The sequence below is a fragment of the Streptomyces sp. NPDC028289 genome (assembly GCF_055565975.1).
The window spans coordinates 80,435-100,229 of record NZ_JBVHTI010000011.1 but is presented as its reverse complement, the minus strand read 5'-3'; the positions used below and the strand labels follow the sequence as shown (position 1 = coordinate 100,229).

Annotated in this window: 20 protein-coding genes and 1 pseudogene; 8 read left to right on the top strand and 13 right to left on the bottom strand. The window is 66.6% G+C overall.

Going from position 1 to position 19,795, the window contains the following annotated elements:
* Positions 1-65: 65 nt before the first annotated feature.
* From ACZ4UV_RS45285 to ACZ4UV_RS45260, 6 genes are all read right to left on the bottom strand, one after another.
* Positions 66-1,682: a hypothetical protein gene (locus ACZ4UV_RS45285; protein WP_467846805.1), complete on the bottom strand. Its 1,617-nt coding sequence runs from the start codon at positions 1,680-1,682 to the stop codon at positions 66-68.
* 14 nt (positions 1,683-1,696) lie between these two features.
* On the bottom strand, positions 1,697-1,999 hold the full coding sequence (locus ACZ4UV_RS45280) for a hypothetical protein (RefSeq protein WP_451018243.1): 303 nt from the start codon (positions 1,997-1,999) through the stop codon (positions 1,697-1,699).
* 201 nt (positions 2,000-2,200) lie between these two features.
* A complete protein-coding gene (locus tag ACZ4UV_RS45275; protein WP_451018242.1) occupies positions 2,201-3,340 on the bottom strand; it encodes a hypothetical protein in 1,140 nt (379 codons plus the stop codon).
* Positions 3,341-3,349: 9 nt separating this feature from the next.
* On the bottom strand, positions 3,350-3,661 hold the full coding sequence (locus tag ACZ4UV_RS45270) for a hypothetical protein (RefSeq protein ID WP_451018241.1): 312 nt from the start codon (positions 3,659-3,661) through the stop codon (positions 3,350-3,352).
* A gap of 64 nt (positions 3,662-3,725) precedes the next feature.
* On the bottom strand, positions 3,726-4,232 hold the full coding sequence (locus tag ACZ4UV_RS45265; RefSeq protein ID WP_451018240.1) for a hypothetical protein: 507 nt from the start codon (positions 4,230-4,232) through the stop codon (positions 3,726-3,728).
* A 117-nt stretch (positions 4,233-4,349) separates the two neighbouring features.
* Positions 4,350-4,475, bottom strand: a complete 126-nt coding sequence (locus ACZ4UV_RS45260; RefSeq protein ID WP_467846795.1) for a hypothetical protein — start codon at positions 4,473-4,475, stop codon at positions 4,350-4,352.
* A 122-nt stretch (positions 4,476-4,597) separates the two neighbouring features.
* On the opposite strand from ACZ4UV_RS45260, the gene ACZ4UV_RS45255 reads away from it, so the two are divergent.
* From ACZ4UV_RS45255 to ACZ4UV_RS45245, 3 genes are all read left to right on the top strand, one after another.
* Positions 4,598-4,909 carry a DUF4352 domain-containing protein gene (locus tag ACZ4UV_RS45255; protein ID WP_467846792.1) on the top strand — a complete coding sequence of 104 codons (312 nt, stop codon included), beginning with the start codon at positions 4,598-4,600 and terminating at the stop codon, positions 4,907-4,909.
* Positions 4,910-5,240: 331 nt separating this feature from the next.
* Positions 5,241-8,021: a golvesin C-terminal-like domain-containing protein gene (locus ACZ4UV_RS45250; RefSeq protein WP_467846788.1), complete on the top strand. Its 2,781-nt coding sequence runs from the start codon at positions 5,241-5,243 to the stop codon at positions 8,019-8,021.
* Entirely contained in the window at positions 8,018-9,454 is a 1,437-nt protein-coding gene (locus ACZ4UV_RS45245) for a hypothetical protein (RefSeq protein ID WP_467846783.1), read from the top strand. The genes ACZ4UV_RS45250 and ACZ4UV_RS45245 overlap by 4 nt, the downstream gene beginning before the upstream one ends.
* A gap of 57 nt (positions 9,455-9,511) precedes the next feature.
* Here the strand turns inward: ACZ4UV_RS45245 and ACZ4UV_RS45240 are convergent, their stop codons facing one another.
* The 7 genes and pseudogenes from ACZ4UV_RS45240 to ACZ4UV_RS45210 all read right to left on the bottom strand — a co-directional run bounded on the left by ACZ4UV_RS45240 (position 9,512) and on the right by ACZ4UV_RS45210 (position 15,160).
* The gene (locus ACZ4UV_RS45240) at positions 9,512-10,198 is read right to left on the bottom strand and encodes a hypothetical protein (protein WP_451018237.1); all 687 of its coding nucleotides are present in this window, start codon (positions 10,196-10,198) and stop codon (positions 9,512-9,514) included.
* A gap of 383 nt (positions 10,199-10,581) precedes the next feature.
* A complete protein-coding gene (locus ACZ4UV_RS45235; RefSeq protein WP_451018236.1) occupies positions 10,582-11,334 on the bottom strand; it encodes a hypothetical protein in 753 nt (250 codons plus the stop codon).
* Positions 11,335-11,526: 192 nt separating this feature from the next.
* The gene (locus ACZ4UV_RS45230) at positions 11,527-12,183 is read right to left on the bottom strand and encodes a hypothetical protein (RefSeq protein ID WP_451018235.1); all 657 of its coding nucleotides are present in this window, start codon (positions 12,181-12,183) and stop codon (positions 11,527-11,529) included.
* Positions 12,184-13,368, bottom strand: a complete 1,185-nt coding sequence (locus ACZ4UV_RS45225) for a PD-(D/E)XK nuclease family protein (protein WP_451018234.1) — start codon at positions 13,366-13,368, stop codon at positions 12,184-12,186.
* Positions 13,365-14,138, bottom strand: a complete 774-nt coding sequence (locus tag ACZ4UV_RS45220) for a GIY-YIG nuclease family protein (protein WP_451018233.1) — start codon at positions 14,136-14,138, stop codon at positions 13,365-13,367. The genes ACZ4UV_RS45225 and ACZ4UV_RS45220 overlap by 4 nt, the downstream gene beginning before the upstream one ends.
* A gap of 184 nt (positions 14,139-14,322) precedes the next feature.
* Positions 14,323-14,781: pseudogene (locus tag ACZ4UV_RS45215) on the bottom strand (transposase); the annotation flags it as partial.
* Between the two features lie 202 nt (positions 14,782-14,983).
* Positions 14,984-15,160 carry a hypothetical protein gene (locus ACZ4UV_RS45210; protein ID WP_351744049.1) on the bottom strand — a complete coding sequence of 59 codons (177 nt, stop codon included), beginning with the start codon at positions 15,158-15,160 and terminating at the stop codon, positions 14,984-14,986.
* A gap of 765 nt (positions 15,161-15,925) precedes the next feature.
* Between ACZ4UV_RS45210 and ACZ4UV_RS45205 the strand changes: the two genes are divergently transcribed.
* From ACZ4UV_RS45205 to ACZ4UV_RS45185, 5 genes are read left to right on the top strand one after another with little or no spacing between them, the layout of a single operon-like run.
* Positions 15,926-17,431, top strand: a complete 1,506-nt coding sequence (locus ACZ4UV_RS45205) for a helix-turn-helix domain-containing protein (protein WP_467846770.1) — start codon at positions 15,926-15,928, stop codon at positions 17,429-17,431.
* Entirely contained in the window at positions 17,428-18,000 is a 573-nt protein-coding gene (locus ACZ4UV_RS45200) for a helix-turn-helix domain-containing protein (RefSeq protein ID WP_467846767.1), read from the top strand. The genes ACZ4UV_RS45205 and ACZ4UV_RS45200 overlap by 4 nt, the downstream gene beginning before the upstream one ends.
* A complete protein-coding gene (locus tag ACZ4UV_RS45195) occupies positions 17,997-18,158 on the top strand; it encodes a hypothetical protein (protein WP_467846764.1) in 162 nt (53 codons plus the stop codon). The genes ACZ4UV_RS45200 and ACZ4UV_RS45195 overlap by 4 nt, the downstream gene beginning before the upstream one ends.
* Entirely contained in the window at positions 18,155-18,871 is a 717-nt protein-coding gene (locus tag ACZ4UV_RS45190) for a ParA family protein (RefSeq protein WP_467846759.1), read from the top strand. Before ACZ4UV_RS45195 ends, ACZ4UV_RS45190 begins: the two co-directional genes overlap by 4 nt.
* Positions 18,868-19,722, top strand: a complete 855-nt coding sequence (locus tag ACZ4UV_RS45185) for a hypothetical protein (protein ID WP_467846753.1) — start codon at positions 18,868-18,870, stop codon at positions 19,720-19,722. Before ACZ4UV_RS45190 ends, ACZ4UV_RS45185 begins: the two co-directional genes overlap by 4 nt.
* Positions 19,723-19,795 lie beyond the last annotated feature (73 nt).

Sequence of the window (19,795 nt, the reverse complement as noted above, 5' to 3'; positions counted from 1 at the left end):
GTGACGGGTGCTGTTCGACGCCTTCTCCACCACCTGCTGGCTCCGAGACGCCCCTGCGTCGGCAACTACTTGAAGTGAGACTGGAGAGCGTCGAGCAGCATTTGCAGCCGGGTACCGCCGTGACCCATGCGCAGCTTCTGAGCCGTGGCCCACTTGTCGCTCACCGGATCGGGCCAGTGCCCCTGCTCCACCGACGACAGCAAGTGCCCCAGGCCCGTGTCCCGCAGGATGTCCGGCAGGCTGCGATCACCGAGCCCCCTTCCGTACACCGCGACGACCATGGCGAGAATGGCGCCCTTGTGCAGCTCGTTCTCCATGTTGAGCGGGCCCTTGGGTCCGGTCCCCAGGCCGAGTAGGTGATCGAGGTGCCCCTGGATCTCGCCCGCCGCGCCACCATAGAGGCCGTTCGCGGCATAGACGAGAGCCGGTGCCGTGGCGCCACCGGTAAGGACGACTCCCACAGCTCCCAGGGCGATGTTCTCGATCCAGTTGTGCAGTTCGGCGTTCGCCTTCTGGTTGTCCTGATAGATCCCTTGCAGCCAGGTCACGTACGGCACCAGGCCGTGCATCGCCATGCCGTACTTCTCGGCCCAACTGTTGAGGGTGACCTGGTACGGGACGCCCGGTTCCGGGGCGGGAGGCTTCGGCAGCAGGCGGGCGGTCGAGACGACGAGAAATCTCCGGAGATCTTCCTGGACGGCCTGCGCGACCTTGACGTCAAGGCCCTTCGGCAGGTTCTCGGCGACCACACCGACCAGCGATCGCACCTCGTCCGGCGTCATTGTCGACTCCGCCGAGGCGAACACCCGCAGCAGCCCCCGCATGAAGGCCGCCTGCTGCTGGTTACTGGTGAACCCGGGATACCCCTCGCCCCAGCCCCGGCCGCGCAGGAAAACCTTCAGCGCCTTCCGGTCGCTCAGCAAGTACCGGGTGAAGTTGGCGGCGCCCTGCGGGTTGGCGGCCAGGCCGGCCAAGACAGCGGTCGGGACCTCGCCGCCGTTGTCCCGGTCAATGAGGACATAGGCGATGTCGACCTGCGCACCGCGCGAGAGTTGGCCGCTCGCGAACGCCGTGGCCAGCGCTTGCGCCGTGGTGGCGCTCCACGGCAGATGCTCCAACTGTGCGCGGGTGAGGGCGTTGTAGTAGCCGGCGCAAAACAGCGGGTCGTCCGCGTACTGCGCCAGTTGGCTCATGTACGTCTTCAGGACCGGCCCGCCGAGGTTCATGGCGACGTCGAGGCGGCGGGCCAGCAGGGCGCCGTCCTGGGTGTCCAACCGGTCCAGCGTCCCGTCCGTCGTGTGTACGATGTGGTTGGGGGGCGGTGTGCCAGGCGTCGGGAGCGGGCCGAGGGGTACGCCGGGCAAGAGCGGGCCGCCGCTGGTGCCTGCCTCCTCGAAGAGACGCGCGACCCGGCGGACGTCCCGGTCGGTGTAGTAGACGGAGGCGATGTGCCGGGGCAGGCGGTCCTGAACGACACCGACGAGCCGGTTGACGGCGGCGATGTCGACGTTCACTCCGTCCTGCCTCGCCGTGGCGCCTGTCAGGTATCTCTCCAAGGCGGGGGCCAGCACGGCGCGTATCCAGTTCTGGAGTTCCTGGGCGCCGTGTGTGCAGGCGTCGGAGTAGGCGGTGAGCAGGGCCGGGTTGGCGGAGGCCGTGCCGGAACCGGGTGGCGGGGCCATGTCGGATCTCCTCGCTAGTGGGCGCCGGTGTTCACCGCGTGCGCTTCCGCGGTGGCCTGCTCGACGGCGCGGAGCAGGCTGTGCACCTCGCCGGCCAGTCCGCGCAGCGTCGCCTGCTCGGACGCGACCTTTCCGTCGAACAGGCCGCGCCGGACACCCTGCCAGTTGTCGCAGGGATGGACCCCCAGCCGGATCTTGCCCTGGTTGGTCCGCAGGTTCCCGAACTCGTTGATGCGACGTGTGGCTTCAGCGAGCAGGGAAGACACGTCGGCGGCTGCGCCGAAGTCGTAGTTGACGTGCTCATAGGGCTTGGCCATTCGGTGATCATCTCGTCGTCGTAGCGGTGTCGGCCTGCCACCGGGCTCGCCAAAAGGCGCTGGCACGACAGGCGGAACGGGTCCCGGCAGGGAGCCCCCTGCCCGACCCTGCCGCACCCTGCGCGCCAAGGCATTGACCACCCGTGCGTACCTGTTGACCCGCTGGGCAAAGAGGGCGCCACGCGACCCCGACAAGACGCGTCACGGATACGTGCCGGTGGTCTTCGTGGCCACGCCCGGCGGCGCGTAGAGGGGATGGAGGTCCAGTGGGCGGCCTCGTGGGGTCTCCGAGGCGAGTTGGGCGAGAGCCTGGCGGCGCTGGGCTTCGGCCAGGGACGCCCAGGCCGCGGCGTCGTCCAGGGGTTGCTGCAGGTGGTCCCAGTTGAGGGCGCGAGGGCGGTAGTTCGCGAGACCGTCGCCGTCGTGGTAGCTCGCGTTCGCATCACGGCGTGCCTCCTTGTCGTACGCGTACAGCATGAACAGCTGTTTGTCGGAACTCGCACCGTGGGGGTTTTCGCTCATCAACCTCATGTAATACGCCGTGATGCGGATGTCCTCATCCGGATTCCGCTCGACGTAGGCGAGCAACTGCCCGTCGTTGAGGTCTCCGAGAAACCGCCCGTCCATGGTGAAGGCGGCGCGATTCGCCTCCATCACCCTGCGCACCGTGCCCAGCTTCAGGTGAGTGATCCCGAGCGATTTGTCCTGCTCGTCGGACGACCAGCCCCCCAGCCAATATCCCCACTTACTTGCCACCTGACCGTAGAAGTCCGCATAGAATGCGGCGACCCTCTCCGGCCCCCACAGACCGGGCTCGTCGTTCTGGTACCACTGCTGTTCCTGCCACAGGATGGCCAGGAGGAGCCGTTCACTCACTCCGGTCTCCGCCGATGCCTCCTTGACGGCCTTGAGTTGCTCCGGGGACACATTGATCGGGTGCAGCGCGCCGGAGTTGCCGAGCAGGCGCCTGGCGATTCCCAGCGGACTGTTGGCATCCAGCGCGGCGTCCGTCGTGTGGACCACGGTCAGCAACTGGAAGGGCGGATCGAGGGTCGAGTAGCCGCCAGCGCGAGCGAAGGCGTCCCCCACGGCCCTCACCTGCTGATCCGTGGCATACATCCTGGTCAGGAGGGAGTCGACCTCGATACCGATCGTGTCCCGCCCCCGATGGCTTCCGGACAGTCCGGGAATGTCGTTCCCAAAGTCGATGGCCCCGCTCTGGTAGTCGAAGATGCGGCGGTTCAGCACCCCTCGCACCCAAGCCGCCAGCTCTCCCGTAGCATGGGTCATCGCATCGGAGTACTCAACGAGCTTCTCCGGCGTCGCGGACGCGGCTCCCATCTCGCCCCCTCAGTGATGCCGAGACTGAGCTCTATGCGCTTCACGCGTCGCGGCTTCCACCGCGGAACGCAGCCTCGTCGCCTCTGCCGCCAAACGCTCCAACTCCGCATGCTCCTGCCGGAAATTGGACTGGAAACTCTCCCGACGCTGCCCGCGCCAAGGCGTCGTGTACGGCGCCCTGTCAGGACCGTCGAGATCTACCGACATTTTCTTCTTGCGCAAGGTAGCCAGTTTCCCCAGTTCTTCGCTCAGGCGCCGAAGTGCTGCGCGCACTTCTTCCGCCGCAGAAAAGTCGTACCTGACCTCGGGCCGGCCGGTCACATTCCCCACTCCTCCGTGCGTTTTCCCGCCCCCGCAGGACGTGACTGCGGGGCCCCCAGGCGGACTACATGTCGTTGAGCATGCAATACCCCGGGCCGACGTCACCGGTGACCTCGGCCCAGACACAGACCTCGCTGCCCTCGCCGCCGACGGGGTTCGGAGAGGTGCTGTCCTCGTAGAAGTCCTTGTTGCAGCCGCCCCAGTGGCCGGAGCCGAGGTGGTTCTCGCACCGGCCGTTGCGCCAGAACACCCAGGAACTCCCGTTCCACAGGTAGTTCTCCCAGTAGACATCGGCCGCGAGCCCGTCGGGCTTGGTGTCCTTCACCCAGAGGTGGTCCCCGTACGTCACGAAACACCCCTGCGCCGCGGCGATCGTCGAGCACTCCCAGCTACTGCTCCAGTCCGGCGTGCCGGCGGTCGCGATGTCGACCTCCTCCGCGGCGGCCGACAACGGCACGGTCCTGGCCGTGTCGGCCTTCGGGTGCTCAGGCACGGCGGCACCCGCGGTCTGCCCTGTGAACAACGTCAGTGCCCCCGCCAGCACCACGGCGGACAGCGCGAACTTCTGCATGGCGTGCTCCCTCCGGGAATCTCGCACATAGCGTGCGTAGCGCCAGGGTGCCTACCGCTTCTCACCTCGCGCATGGGTCACCAGCGCAGAGTTCTTGACCCACAGCGCACGGGCGTCCTACTTCGGTCTCCAGCACACCGTGTAGCCGAGTGACGGATAGTCCGAGGGCCTCCATGCCGTCCAGCCGTCGTGGCCGCAGAAGGCGGCGTCGTCGTAGCGGCTGGTGCGGCCGGTGACGACCACGTTGGAGGCTGCGCAGGAGTCGCCGTTGGTGAAGGTGGCGTGCTGGTCGCTGCCGGACTTGCCGAGGCATTCGTCCCTACGGCTCGCTCAGTCCCGCGCAGTACCACTACGGGAACGCCCTCGTGTATGCCGCTGGCAACGACGTGATCGCGTATGAGCCGCAGCACCGACCGCACGGCGTGCTGACCGTGCCTTTCACCATCACCAACCACGGCAGCAAGCCGTACAGCTACGCGATCGCTGTGGCTGTCATCGGGGCCACCAACTCCGGGATTGAGCAAAGCGCCCGGATTTCCAGCGACGGAATGCTGCCGCCGAACAAGACGATGAGCGCGAAGATCAACTTCGAGAGCCTTGGCGACATCCCGATCCGGGACATCGATGTCCGCATCACTGACGTAGAGAAAGAGGGGACGAGTGACAACCCGTCATAGACGGAGCGCAGTGACGGTCCTCACCGTCACTGCCGCTCTGCCAGGGCTCATACAAGCCCAGACAGCCGCCGCGAAACCCACCGACCTCAAGTCCGCATCCACTACTTCGAGCCCTGCGTCCTCGTCTCCGAAGGGCGCCGTCAAGGCCCCCGACACCACGTTGGGCAAGGGGTGGAGGACTTCCAGCGACCGGGCTGTGACGGCCGCCGCCGACAGTGACGGCCTGCACCTCCTCGTTGCCGACAGCAAGAATGCCTACGCCTAGAGGACGGCTGCGGTCCTCAGCGAACCCCAGCTTCCGGCCGGCACCTGGCTCGGCAACCAGTGCGTCATGGACGACCATCACGCGGCCGTCGTCTACGCTCCCCGTACCTTCACCAACAAGCCCGACCTGATGATGGGCGGCGCGTTCGCCGCGATCGTGAACCTCGACAACGGGAACGTCACCAAGCTGCCGTTCACCGTGTCGTTGGCCTACTTCGACCCCACGTGCAGTCCGGCCCTGCATACCGCCGTCTTCACCGCACTGCACGACACCAAAACGCGTCTGGTCACCGTGAGCACGGAGGGCACCACGGTCGCGGACGCCACCGCGAAGGGTGAGATAACCTCCGCCGTCCCCACCAGGGACGGTGTGATCGCCGCCGCCGGAAACCAGCTCGTCCACGTCGACCGCAAGGGCAGGACAGCCCGGCTTGCCGCCACGAAACACGCCCCGTACGGCATCCATGTGACCAGTGACGGCACGGTCAGCTTCATCGACCGCACCGGCGACATCGACGCCAACGTACAGACCTACGCGGACGGCCGGAAGACGACCGTCGCGAGTGGCAGGCTCATCGAGATGAACCTGCGCCAAGGCACCAACGGCACGGTCTACCTCGTCAGAAATGGCAGTCACGGCAAGAACTTCGCGACCAGCGCCATCAAGGCACTGAACGTCTCGCCGGACGCGGAGGTCTCCACCCGTGGGTGTCTGGCCGTCGACCCGGTGGTCTCCCCGGCCGTGCAGGCGGGCGTCGACAACATCAATAACGCCGGCCGCGGCTTCTCTCGGGCAACGGCCAAGGAACCTGCCGCCGAGACGACAACGGGCCACACCAGTCATGCCCTGACCGTGACCGGTACGGTTCCACGCACAGGCGAGCACACGAGCCAGAAGGTCGCCGCCCCCGGCAGCACCGCCGGCGGTTCGCAGTCGCCAGTGCTGACCGGTTCCTCGAAGCCGCATCTGTCCACGATGAGCATGCTGACCACGGCCGATGACGCCAGGGCGCACGACCCCGTCGACACCGACGCCTGGTGTTCCGTGCCCCGCAACGACGTCGCTACCCAGGCGCTCCAGCCCACCCCGAACCAGGTCGAGTGGGCCGTCGACATGGCGGTCCGCGGCGATCTGCGCTCCGGCTACCTCACCCAGGGCGGCTGGCGCGCGCAGACGGGGCTCTCCACCATCGACCCGCAGGGCACGTTTCCCTCCCCGCCGCTGAACACCGGCAGCGGACAGCGCATACCCGCCCAGGTCGAACTGGGCATCCTGGCGCAGGAGTCCAACTTGTGGCAGGCCGAGCCCGGTGCCATACCCGGCCAGATGGGCAGCCCTCTCGCGGCCGTCGACGGCTACTACGGCCACCAGAGCGGCGGATCCCTCGCCGACTTCTGGACCATCCACTGGGACAAGTCCGACTGCGGCTACGGCGTCGGCCAGGTCACCGACGGCATGCGCAAGGCCGGATACGAGAAGCCGGGTGAGAAGTCCAAGGACGTCACCACGCAGCGCGCGATCGCCATCGACTACACCACCAACATCGCCGCCTCGCTCTACATCCTCGCCGACAAGTGGAACGAGGTGCACCAGTCCGGCCAGACGATCACGGTCAACAACGACGACCCGGCCAAGCCCGAGAACTGGTTTATCGCCGTGTGGAACTACAACCTCGGCTTCAACAAGAAGGCCGACGCGGGAACCAACGGCAACTGGGGCCTGGGCTGGTACAACAACCCCGCCAACCCCGTCTACCCCGCCTCCCGGCTCGCCTTCATGAACACCGACCTGGACCCGCTGGCCGCCAAGGACGCCGCACACCCACAGAACTGGCCCTACGAGGAGAAGGTGATGGGCTGGGCCGCCTGGTCCCAGGACACCGGCCACTCCTACGCCACCTCCGGCCGCCAGGACTGGCCCGGCGAGTCCGGCTTCTCCTCCGCCGGCTTCTACCCCGCCTCCTGGAACGGCACTTCCGGGTCCGTCACAGATTCAGCAAGCGGCAAATACCGCCGGGCGCACGTCTCGCCGCCGCTCGACGCGTTCTGCAACACCAAGAACAACTGCGACACGGCCAACCCACCCGACTGCCCCGACGCCGCCTGCTACGCCCAGTACTGGTGGCACGAATCCAACGTCACCTGGAAGTCCGACTGCGCCACCAGTTGCGGCAACGAGCACATCAAGTACCAGACCCTGGTCAATGAGCCCGGCCGCGGCTACCGCCTCCAGTACGGCACACCGGTCTGCTCCGGCGCACCCTCGGGCGCGAGGGTCGTCGAGTCCGTGCCCGCAGGCACCAACACCTGGAGCAACTGCGGCACCACCACAACAGACGGCGCCTTCCAGTTCACCTTCTACCCCGACCCGAACGCGACCGGTCCGGGTCTCGGGCAGTACGACGCCAAGGCTGACCTCCGCCAGATCGGCGGCGGCTACCAGGGACACTTCTGGTACGCACACAGCCGCGACGGTGACCACCTCGGCGGCGACGGCGGACGAATGACCGTCCTGGGCGACTGGAAGCTGAACTCGGCCGTCGATCAAGGGCAGGCCGCGATCTACGCCCACATTCCCGACACCGGCGCTCAGGTCAAGGACGCGCTCTACGAGATACCCAGCGCCCTGGGCACCGCTAAGGTCAAGATCAACCAGGACACCCACAACAACCAGTGGGTCTACCTGGGCGCGTTCCGCTTCAACGACGCGGCCCCCGAGCTCAGGCTGTCCAACTCCACGTACACGGGGACCGGCGACGACGACATCGCATGGGACGCCGTGGCGTTCGTCCCCGGCGACTACGGCATCCGAAGGACCACGCCGTCGACCTCGCGCTGCCGCCTGTGAACAGCGACAGCCCCAATCCCAACCAGGCCGACCAGCCGGTGACCGACAAGGTCACCAAACCGCTGGTCGTCGACGAGGACAGCGCCTCCGTCGCGGCACCGCAGGCCTCCTCCTCTGCCACCGACAAGAAGGTCAAGGAGTCCTGCGGACCCGTCAAGGACGGCAGCCAGTTCTGCTTCGGGCGGCCCCTGGACAAGCCGTACAAGATCCCGAAGGGCGCCGGGGGAAAGAAGAGCACGCGGGCCACCGGCGGCTCGCAGAAGCTCACCGCGGCCGACGACCCGGGCGGCGCGGCCGGCATCGCCGACTGGTGCGACGACGACAAGCTCGTCGCCCGCGCCACCCGCACCCTCGTCTGCGAGAACCGCGAAGTACCCGCGTATCACCGCGTGAACGGCGAGGTCAAGGCCACCGCGTACTTCATCTTCCAACGGCTGATCGAACTCGACGGCGTCAACAGCTTCGAGGAGTACCTAACCGTCAAACCGGTCTCCATCCCAGCCGACTTCGCACAGATCCAGCTCGGCATCTACAAGCACCTGTGCGACTCACCCTGTACAGCTGTCGAACCCGACCCGTCTGCCTGGAAGGGACAGCCCACCTGGACCGCGGGCGACACGCACACGGCCTGGATCGCATCCGCCTACACCTGGGACAACTCCACCACAGGCCAGACCTACGAGTTCAAGCCCGACGTCCAGATCAACGGGATCATCGACCCCGCGGACGACGAGCCCATCCAGACCATCGGCTACCAGTGGAGCCTGGGAGGCTCCAGCGGCTTCGACGTGGTCCGCTGCGACACCCTGACCGGCACCACCTCAGCGGGCTGCGTGCTCCCCGACTACGCGCCCACCTACACCTTCAACGCAGCCAAGTACCCCCAGGCCGCCGCACACGCGTGGCTCATCCAGCACGCGATGCCCAACTCTCCCGGCCTGGAGTCAGCCAACACACCGCTCTACTACCTCCCCGGAGGACGGGACGGAGACAACCGGGATGAGATCTGCGACGAGAGCGGCTGGGCCAGGACGAACTACGACCCAGAGGCGATGAACAGCACAGCCGACGACCCCAACTGCGACGAGTTCTCCTTCAACGCCAGCTACAACAGCGGGGGCATGCCGGCCGAGCTGGGAGGCCTCAATCCCGTATCCTCCGGTTCCGAGTGCGTGCAGACCTTCGCGCAAATGGACAACGGAACGATCCACCTGCGCAATCTCCCTGGAACGGTTCCCAGCTTCAACGAGGTGTGCGGACGCTCGGCCATCTCGGGAGTGCAGAACCAGGGATCCATGGCGGCCTTCTCCGCAGGCTTCGCCAAGAAGATGCGACTGATGAAAAAGGACGCCTATTGGCTGGACACCGCGATCTCCGGAGACTGCGACTCACGGACCGGGAACTTCATCAAGTGCACCATGACAACAAACTAGCCTGACAAGAAAAGTGGGACGGTACGGAATCATTTTCCGTACCGCCCCACCTGCAGGTCATGCAAAAGGGTCGTCCAGCAGGGCGATCGGAAGGTTCCCCTCTTCGACGTCCACCCGTGGAATGCGAATACCGAGGCAGTCGCCCACAGCCTGCCACACCACGGCGGGCACACCGCCGTGGTGTTCGTTGACGAACTTCACCCACGTCGGCCTGCGCTCGAACTCAGGCGGCCCGGGGTTCACCGCGCCGACGGCTCGCAGCGCCGCGTCCAGGGCCGCCACCTTCCCGGTCGTATCCACCTGCTGGCTGCTCAAGGGGCTGTCGCCGAACTCGGTGAACCACACGGAGCCGTCAGAGCCCGGAGCGTAGGCGAGCCAGCACGGCTGAACCGCGATGTTCGGGTTGAGGCACACCATCTCCTCCCCGGGAAGCGGCCTCACGACATGATCGTCGTAGAACCAACGCTCGTACCATGTGGAAGAGCCCGAGCCCTCCAGGACATAACTCCACTCGCCTGACGTCCCGTACATACAGGGCCGCCGTGATGCCGTATCCGCGGCGAAGCCGAAATCCCGGTAATGGACGGGAACGGCTATTTCATCCTCCCGGGCCCTCAATCGCCTGAGGAGCTCCGCGACGGGAAGCCCACGCACCGCCGTCAGCGATACGCCACCCCGCATCCCCGGGTGGCTCATGGGCGGCTCGTAGCAGTGCTCTCCGAGCCACCGTAGACTGTCGTTCATCCTCGACCTCCGGCTGCAAAAGATACTCACCACTGCGGCGCTTCCCCGGGTCTCCGTAAAAATTGCGCCAGCGCGAAACAGTCCTACCTTCTTCGGGGAAGGCACTGCCGAGTTACTAAAGGGTAACCTATAGCGACCGTGAGTGAATTAGCCAACAGTCGCATGATCAACCAATTCTGCGAGAGCCTCGGCTTGTACGGACACGGCGTGCGAATCGCGCACCGACCGCATATCACCCGGGTTATATGCTCGTCGCATGCGACCTCAGCCGCTGTTCGGATGTCAGTCCTCGCAGTAGCAACATTCATCTCGCAGAATGCGCCGCCGTGTGCGTGCTTCACCATCTCGGCTGGACCGACGCGTAGTCCTGATCGTCCAGCAGTTCACTCTCCATGGCTGGCAGCCTCGCACGAGGGCCCAATGGCGGCACCCCCATTGAGCTGACGAGCGAAGTCCTCCAGGATCGAGGGGTTGGTAGCGAAGAACTCCATGACCCGCTCGGTTCGCTGCTCAGGCGAAAGCTCTTTCAGTTCCTGCTGCCATGCCAGGGTGGCAGCACCGCCATCCTCGACCTCGGCATTCACGATGAGGCTCCAGAGCGCCTGCTGGGCGTCCTCACGAGCGAGCCAAGTCATGAACATCTGCTGGAACTGCTCGCTCGTCACAGTGACCTTCGGGTCGCTGGGCGCGGTGGCCACATCTTGGGAAGGCACGTCAGCCTCGACCCCCGGGACAGCAGTAGGAGGTGTCGTCGTGACCCCGGCCCGCAAGGCCTTCTTCTGGGCTCTGCGGGCCTGCTGCTTCAGCACCAAGGCTTCGCGCTTGGCAACGAGGAACGGCACGGTCTGGGTGTGCCACCAGTGGACAACGAGAGGTTTCGCGATTTCTACGAGACCATCGATGATCTGGCCAGCGATGTCAGCCACGACCTGTTGGCCGGGGGTGAGCTGAGGACGCGAATCCTCCACGTACTCGGTGACGTAGACGATCTCGGGCTTATCTGCGAAACCGGACTCATCTTCGGCCTTCAGACGGATCTCAACGTGCTCCGGTCCCTTGTCACTCGTCTTGGGAGTGAACCCACGACTCCAGCCTTCGCTCTTCCGCGAGACGCTCCCCCTTGGGGATGCGAACAACTGCGTCGACCTCGTCGAACTCCTGGTCCTCGGTCATGCGTCCTCGTCAGTGCTCGGGTCTTCCTCGGCGCTCGGTCGACGAGGATGTCGCGGTAGTAGAACCTCACCCATAACCGTAGCTGTAGCGTCCGACGATTCAGCAGGTTCGGCGAGCATCGCATCAGCCGCCACAGAGCTGCAGGTCCAAGGTTGTCACCAGTCTCCTTGCCGGATCCGCTCGTCGGACACGATCCCGTAGACATACCGCCCAGAACGTTCGGGGCATCGTGGAATCTCCGACGGCCCCGCGATCGGCCATGCCTCCAGCGCTGACCTGATCTCGTGCCACTGCACGTTGCGCCGGCTCTCGACGATGACCAGGGTGTAGCGGTTGGTCCGGTAGGTGAAGGGCTTGCCGGTCTTCGTGTAGAAGACCTCTCCCTGGTGCTCCTCGATCCGAGGCCTCGCCGTCTCCATGTTGGGACCGACCGGCACCGGCTCGGGCGGAGGTGGCGATGGCACTGGATGCCCTGCCCACCGGAGCCGTTCCTCCGGCGTTGGCTCCCGGCTACTCCGATGCCAGGATGCGCTCCCTCGCACGGTGGTCGACGTGACTGCCAGCTCTGTGCCGTCCGGCAGCACCCCACGGCCAGGCTCTCGGTAAGGCTCCGCAATCGTGATGTCACGCCGCTCATAGCCGAGCCTGTTGGCAACTGACTCCAGGGTGCCCATCTGAGTGTTCGCGACGTACGACCACTGGTCCTCGCTCGCATCGTCCGAAAACTCCACGACGCCGACAAGGTAGACCCCGTCCTCGTTCGGGTCGCCGAAGAGCTGCCGCAAGCGGTCGGGGTCAAAGTCGCCTGTCATCTATCCGTCCACCCCTGCATCGCTGCTATCAGATTCTCCGTCGATCAACGCGATCACAGTCTCCTTGGCTTGCGGCTGAGTCGCGTGCTGTGCCATCCGTGACCCGATCACGGCCACCCTGCTGAGCACCTCGGCGGCTTCCTTGAGTGTGGTTGAGGGCGGCAGCACGAAGTGCGCGCCAAACTCGACCTCACCGCTGAGCTTGGCCTGCCCCTCGCCATAGCCATTGCCGAGGAACGCTGGAGCGCCGAGTTCCTTGAGCCGAGCCACGCCATCCTTCTCCCACTGCACCGTCTTGCGCGGCGGATGGGGTCTCCACGGAATCCAGTCCTCTTGGGCGAGGTACTCCTGCCAGAGCAGCGCCAGGTAATCCCAGTCGTAGGCCTTGGAGGAGGTGACTTGCTGCTGCACGAGGAAGAAGCGGAAGTCGACCCCACGAAGCCCGCTGCCCCCGGCGAGCTTGCCAACGTCCTGAGTCGGCAAGCTCGCCGTGGCTTCCCAGCGGACGGTGTAACCGCTGCCCGGAATCGGGGCGTCCACGATCGCGACGTACAGGCCACCGGAGCCGATCTCCTGGATGGACTTCGATGAGCCGCCAGGCAAGGTGACGTTGTCGTACATATAGGCAGCACGAAGCCGGAGGGCGAGGTACAGGTCGATACCGTCGATCTGATTCCAGACGGTGTCGCCATCCACCTCCGGCACCTGGGACTCGATGTGGCTCGTCCAGGCTGTGGCGGTCGTCGCGGCCCACGGCACCGGGGAAGAGGTGAAGGGAGCGATGAGCTCCTCCCAGGTGAGGTTCTGCCAGTCCTGGGCATGGGTGGTGTCGAGGCGGATACGCTGAAGCGAGACCGCCACGAACTGGCAGTCGTCTCGGTCCTCCTCGGCGACGTATTTGTAGTACCGCTCCAGCTGTTCAATTCCGAGGCCAGCAAGCAGCTTCACTTCGACGACAGCGACAACCTGACCGTTCGCCTCCACCACCAGGTCGGGTCGATCCGATACCTTCCGGCCCCGCGACTTCGAGACCTCCCGACGAATCTGGAGCGGGCCAACAGCCTCGATCCCGAGCACGGAGCGGGTGATCGCCTGGTCGGCATTCATGAGGGTGGCGAGCAGATCGCTCCACGCGTTCTCGCTGTTGATCGAGAGCAGGAAGCGAAGGTCCGGGAGACTGCTCACTCGCTGTCCTCTCCCAGCTCCGCATCGATGTTGAGCACGCGGATCCCGGACTGCGACTGCGCGAGGAGCACCGCAGCGTTCTCGGCAAGGCGCCGAACGGACTTGAGCCGCAGGTCCAGCTCGACATCGTCACCCCATCGGACTGACGTTGCGATGGCGAATTCGATCGAACCACCGGACTCCAAGTGGCCGACGATCTCCTTGTGGATGCGGCGGCTGGTGCGCTGACGAGAGCGATCCGTCTTGGCGTTGCGGTAGTTGCTGGCTCGCCTGGCCAGCTCCACGGACTCCCCGATGTAGAGCACACGGATGCCGTCGTCGTCCACACCGAAATCGTAGCGGTAGAGCCCTGGCACTCGCGGGAGTCCGGGAAACCTCGGCAGGCTGGCTTCGTCAAGCGTGATCGGGCCGGCGCTCAGCCACGAGAACGCAACACGGACGTCGAGCGCCTCCAGTTCCTTGAGCCGGGACGCGTCGAAAGACCCACGACGAGACGCGCCGGTCAGCCGCGGGACCGAGCCGCTCTCGGTGGCCGAGGATCCGGCACCTATCAAGAACCCGAGGTTCTGCAGCCACCGCCGAGAGTCATGCGACTGAAACCGGCTGCGCTTGGCACCTGTCGCTAGGGAAATGACCTGCTTGACCGGCCAACGCACACCATCTACTTCGACCCAGTACGCGCGGATCTCCTCGGGCACGTGACCAGCAAGACGCCCACGAACAAGCGTGGGCGTCAGCTCGAAGGATTCGCCATCGAGGGTGAACTGCATGGAATGGAGGTTAGCCTCGATCGTTCACGAGTCCTCGTCAGTTCGCTGACGGGGACTCTGTGCGTGTGGGGTGCGGCTTTTCCGGGGGTGGGGCAGGCTGATGGCCCGGTTGTCGCGTGGGGTGGGCGCCGGGTTCCACTCCCGGGGTGGTCGTGTGGGTGGTTAGGACGGTCGAATTGGCTGGTCAGCCGGGGTTCGGGAGAGTCTGAAGCCGGTTCATGGCGCTGGTGATCACGGGCGTCCATGGCCATCGGGTGGGCAGACGCAGCCAGTGGCGGCGGCCGGTGTTCACGAACTGGGCGGCGGCGGAGAACAGCCGCAGGCGGAGCTTCTTGGGTTCCCAGCGGCGGGTGTCGCCGGTCAGGGCGAGCATCGGCAGTCAGGCGAGGAGGTGGAGTGCGAGGGAGACGATCTCCAGCCAGATCCGGTTCTGGGCGGTCTCGTGCAGGGGCAGGTTGCGCAGGCCGGTGTCGCGGGCGCCCCGGATGGGGCCCTCGCAGCGGGGCCGCCGTCGGTGACGCAGTTCGAGATCGGCGAGCTGGCCGCCTTTGGTGTTGGTCGCAAAGCAGGTCAGCCGCAGTCCGTCGAGGTCGGTGAAGCGCAGTTGGGCGCCGGGGTGAGGCCGCTCCAAGAGAGTGACCAACCCTCTGCGACAGTTCGAACTCCGCTTCGGCGGGCTGCACTTGGTCATACGGCAGATACCCACGTGACTCGTCACAACAGCCACTACGGCCACGGGAGCCGGGACAGCCTGGTGGACAAGTCGTTGAACAAACCAGCCAGACGCAATCAAACATCACCACCAAGCCAGCTCGTCACAAGATCACGCCAAACGAAATCGCCTTTCAGGATTCCTTCCTCGTCGCCGGCGTGAACCCGGGATCGGTCAGCAGCGAGATCTCGTAGCCGCCTTCGCCCGAGATTAGCGAGTCACTGTCCCAGTGCAGCTCAACCTCGTCCAAGCCCTTGTTCCGAACGAGCCAGTCGTAGTTCTTCAGCGCAATGATCGTCTCTTCGGTCATGGGCCCGAGGCTACTGGGCATGGCAAGGCACTGCTGACGTTCGCCAGGAACTGCATCCGCCGCTTTCAGGTCCACGTTGCGATGGACGCCGCTTGCCACCTCACGCGGCGATCACAGACCTCACACCGAGACCGACAGAACCATGATCTGCCCCAGGCCAGAGGCGTCCCCGCTCTTCCTGCGTCAGGGACTTTTCAGGGACTTTCAGCTCTGTCTGAGGGACTTCCGAGGGACTTTCCACCGCGTAACGCGGCAAGGCCCCGAAAGATCGGAAAGGGCCTCCGACGCAGGTCAGAGGCTCTTTCCCAGGCAAAGCCGCAGGTGGCGGCAGACGAGTCGGGCTGTACGCCGGGTATTCCTGAGCACCCTTCTGACCTGCACCTTTGCAGGCTGGATCGGTTGTGACCTGCTAGGTCGGGTTGCAGAGGCGATCGGAGGCAGTCAGAGGAAACCGCTCTGATTCGACCCGGGTTCGACCCGAGCTGCTCGGAGCCAGTCAGAGGCAATCGCCCTCTGTTTGGCCCCGAATCGGCCGAGGTCAGGGCGGTGTCGAACGGATCTGGACTCCTCTGGCGGCCCTCCGAGTCGTTCTCGGTCGAGCCGCGATGGGGACGCCTGCCTCTGATGCGGGGCCAGGTATACGAAGGCCTCCAGGACGGCAATCCTGGAGGCTTCGCTTGGCACCGATTGGAGGTCGGTTCCGGACACCACCCGTGGTTTTAGCGGGCCCAGGTGGTGTCCACGTCCTTGCGAGACGACCCCACAGTGCCACACCACACCCACCAGGCAGACCCATCCCAACGACCCATTCACCCGAGCGAGCGACTGGGGCTTCACCGGCTGCCTCCCGCCGCGGCCGATCTCGTCCTGCTCGGCGACCTCACCGGCCGCTACGCCTCCGGCAGTTACAGCAAACTCGGCTCCGACCGTCGGAGCGTGGTCCTGCGCGCGGATCGCCAGGGCGCGGCCGAGCACGGCCACAGAGTCACGGCGGCCATCGCCTGCCACGTGGCCCGGGCCGGCGGCACCGTCGACCAGCTGACGCAGCTCCTGCTGCACCCCGAGCACGAAGGCGGACGTCACGCCCGCAACATCGCACTGCGCTCCGGGCAGTCCCGCGCCCTGTACTACATCCGTCGGGTGTGGGCCAGCGCCTCGGACGCAGTCGACACCACATTGACGCTGGGCTCCCGCCATGACGCGTACGAAGTCCTCGCCGCACTGCGCGACCGGATCGAAACGACACCGTGGCGCGGGGAGCGGGGCCGGACCGCGCTGCGGGTCCTGAGAGCGCACCTGAACTTCGCCGAGATCGCCGGCGGCCCGCTGCACCACGCCAGTGAGCGGCAAACCGCGGAGGAAGCGGGGGTCTCCCGCACGACACTGCGGGTCGTCTACGAGACGGTCCTCCGGCCGCGTGGCTGGCTGCGGCGTCTGCGGGTGGGCCATGGCCGGGAGGGCTCCACCTGGTACCTGGGCAACGGCAACATCCCCGGTCACGGCGACCCGGCTCTGCTGTCTCGTTTCCGGTCCACTCAGTTCCCCCCCGACCCGGCACTTGAGGAGTGGACCACCCCTGCGACGGCCACGACCGCCGACATCGACTCCACCGTCCTCGGCCGTCTGATGGCCCACGACGCCTTTGCCCACCACGGCCTCGGGAGCGCTGCCCTCATGATCATCAGCGCTCTACGCGTACGCCAGGATCAGACCGTTGCCGAGCTCGTCGGCACCTCCTCGGTCTCCCGCGCCACCACCTACCGGACCCTGAAACGCCTCGCCGACCACCACCTCGTCCAGCACACCGGGCAGACCTGGACCCTCGCGCCACATGCTCTGGAGGGCTTCGGTATCCGCCTCCCGGACGCCGACAACAGCCACACCGCAGCGCCGGCACAGGGCTGGGACAAGGTCGCCGAGCAACACGGCACCTGGGGCATCGCGGCCCGGCGCAAGGCCCTGCACACGGCCGAGCGGGCGGCCTACCAGAAGGCACTGAACCGGCTTGCGGAGCACCGCAGCAGGGCTCTCGTGATCGTCCGCGACGGCCGTCAAGTCCTGGTACCAGTGCCGCGTCCCGACGAGATCCCACCGCCGTGGCACGCCCCGGGCGGGCGGGTCATCGACCCCGTCACCGGTCGTCCGGCCGCCGACTGGCGCATCGCCACCGACGGCCGCCTGATCCTCATCACCCCATCCGACCAGCGCAGTTACGACGAGCTGGCCGCCGCCCATGCCGAAGCCCTCAGCGAATGGGAGTCCGTCGCATGAACCCACATCCCCCACCCACCCCCAGCACGAGCGAAGCGGTGACGCCCCAAGCCCTGCGCAAGCAGTACGAGTCCGGTGCCACGGTCGACGAACTTGTCACCGCCAGCGGCCTGTCCTACGGCACCGTCCTCAACCGGCTGCACGACGCCGGAACCGTCATGCGCACCTCCTGGCAGACCCGCCGGATGCGGCAGAACCCACAAGCCCGCCAGCGACTCGCCGCCCGCCTGCGCACCCTGTACGAGCAGCACGGCGCAACGCTCACCGAACTCGCCACGGCAGCAGGAGAGACGAGGCGCGGTGCCCGGCGCCTGCTGATCGAGGCCGGCGGCACCGTACGCACCACCCAGCAGACCCTGCGGATGCGCGCCGCAGCACGGGCCGCCGAAAGGCACAAGGTCGCGCTGTCCCTGCGCGCACGGTACGAGGCCGGTGAAACGGTGCCGGACCTCGCCAGGGAGCACAGCTACTCCGTCGCCACCGTCTACCGGCTCCTGCACCAGGCAGGCACCCTCATGCGGCCCCAGCACGCCCACGGACCCGCCCACGACGCGAGGAAGCTGCCATGAGCCACCACATCCTCCTGGATATTCCCCACCCTGCCTGGCAGATCAAGAAGGCGGCCGTGCGCCATTCCGGCCACCACAAGGCAGCACGGGCACCCCCGTCGCCGGCCCGCGCACCAACCAACATCCCTTCCCCCTTCCAGGAGATCAAGCACACGTGAACGAGAACACCCGTCACAAGACCCTGGCCGCGGCCACTGAGAGCGCCTGGGACGCCTTCGTGATCGTCGTCGGCATGCTCAAGGGCGGCACCGGCAAGACCACCTCGGCCTGGTTCATCGCCCTCTACTACGCCGTCGTCCTCGGCCTGCCCACGTTGCTGCTGGACGCCGACGCGACCAGTCAGTCCGCCTACGACTGGTTCAAGGTCGCCCAGGCCGCCGGCTTCGAGATTCCCGAGAACCTGGTTGTCGAGCGGCACCCGTTCGACGACATCGCCGAGTACATCCGTGCCAAGCGCGCCGAGTTCGGCGCGATCGTGGTCGACGCCGGCGGCGGCAGCGCCCGCATCTTCCACGAGGCTGCTACCGAGGCGAACCTGCTGCTCGTCCCGGTCGCCCCCACCAAGATCGAGCGCCGCAAGCTCGTCGCCACCTTCGACGAGGCCGAACGCGCCGCAGCCCGCAACGAACACGGCGTCACCGCCCACGTCGTCATGGTCAAGGCCGACGACCGCACCAGCCTGCCCGGCCGGGCAAAGGACCAGCTCCTCGACCCCGCCGAGGGCGAGGGCATCGGCCCGGACCGCGACGAGCCGTTCCCCCTCGCCGAGACCACCATCCACTCCTGGGTGCACTACATGGAGGCCTTCGGCGAGATCCCGATCGAGCTGAGCGAGTACGCCGAGCTGATGAAGGAGCTGACCGCGGCATGACCGAACGCATGAAGCCCCCGGCCCGCCGCACCGGTGGCCGTACCCTGGGCGGAGCAAGGAAGACGACCCCTCCGCCTCCTCCCCCGGCCGCCGAGCTCACCCACGAGCAGTACGCCGCCGAACAGACCGCGGCCCCGGGCGAAGGCCGTCCCGCGGTCGGCGAGCCGCAGGTTCAGCCCGCTCCTTCCGCTGTTCCCAACCCCGAGGGGTCGGCACACGGCCGGGCCGAGGCGATGCCCGAAGTGGCACAGACCTCCGCCCAGACGACTGCCGAGGCCCCGAGCGACCCCGTCCCGGAGCCGGCCGCCAGTCAGCCAGTTCGCCCGGCCGTCGCCGCCACCGAGGCGGGGACGGAATCCACCGGTCAGCCGATGGAGCGGCAGGTATCGCCTGCACTCCCGGCTGCCGAGCCCGCAGCACCTGCCATCCAGCCCACGCAGCCAGCCGCACCCGTTGTGCAGCACGGCACATCCGCGGCTCCCGGCGCAGCCTGGGGCGCCGAGGTAGCGCTTCGCCCTGCAGATTCCCCGACGGCAGGCGGCAACGGGTTCCCGGTGAGGACCGATGTTCCACGGGCTCACCAGGAACAGGAGGCGCAATCACAGGCAGCGCCCAGCGAAGGAACACCGTGGGCTCAGGGATCCGGCCGTCCCAAGGACATTCCTGAGACCGCCGTCGTTCTCAACCAGCGCATCATCACGCGCGAGAGTCTCGATTCGTCGGTCCCCGCGGCGCTGAAGCTGAAGAGGCGGCTCAAGCGCTTCGCGCTGGACAACGAACTCGACCACCTGCCCATCGGCGACATCGTCTCGGTCGCCCTGGACGAGTGGCTCACCACCCGCGGGTTCTGACCCGACCGCAAGGCACAGGGCGGCCACCCTCACGCAAGGGGGCGGCCGCCCCGTGCCGACTATTTCAATAGCC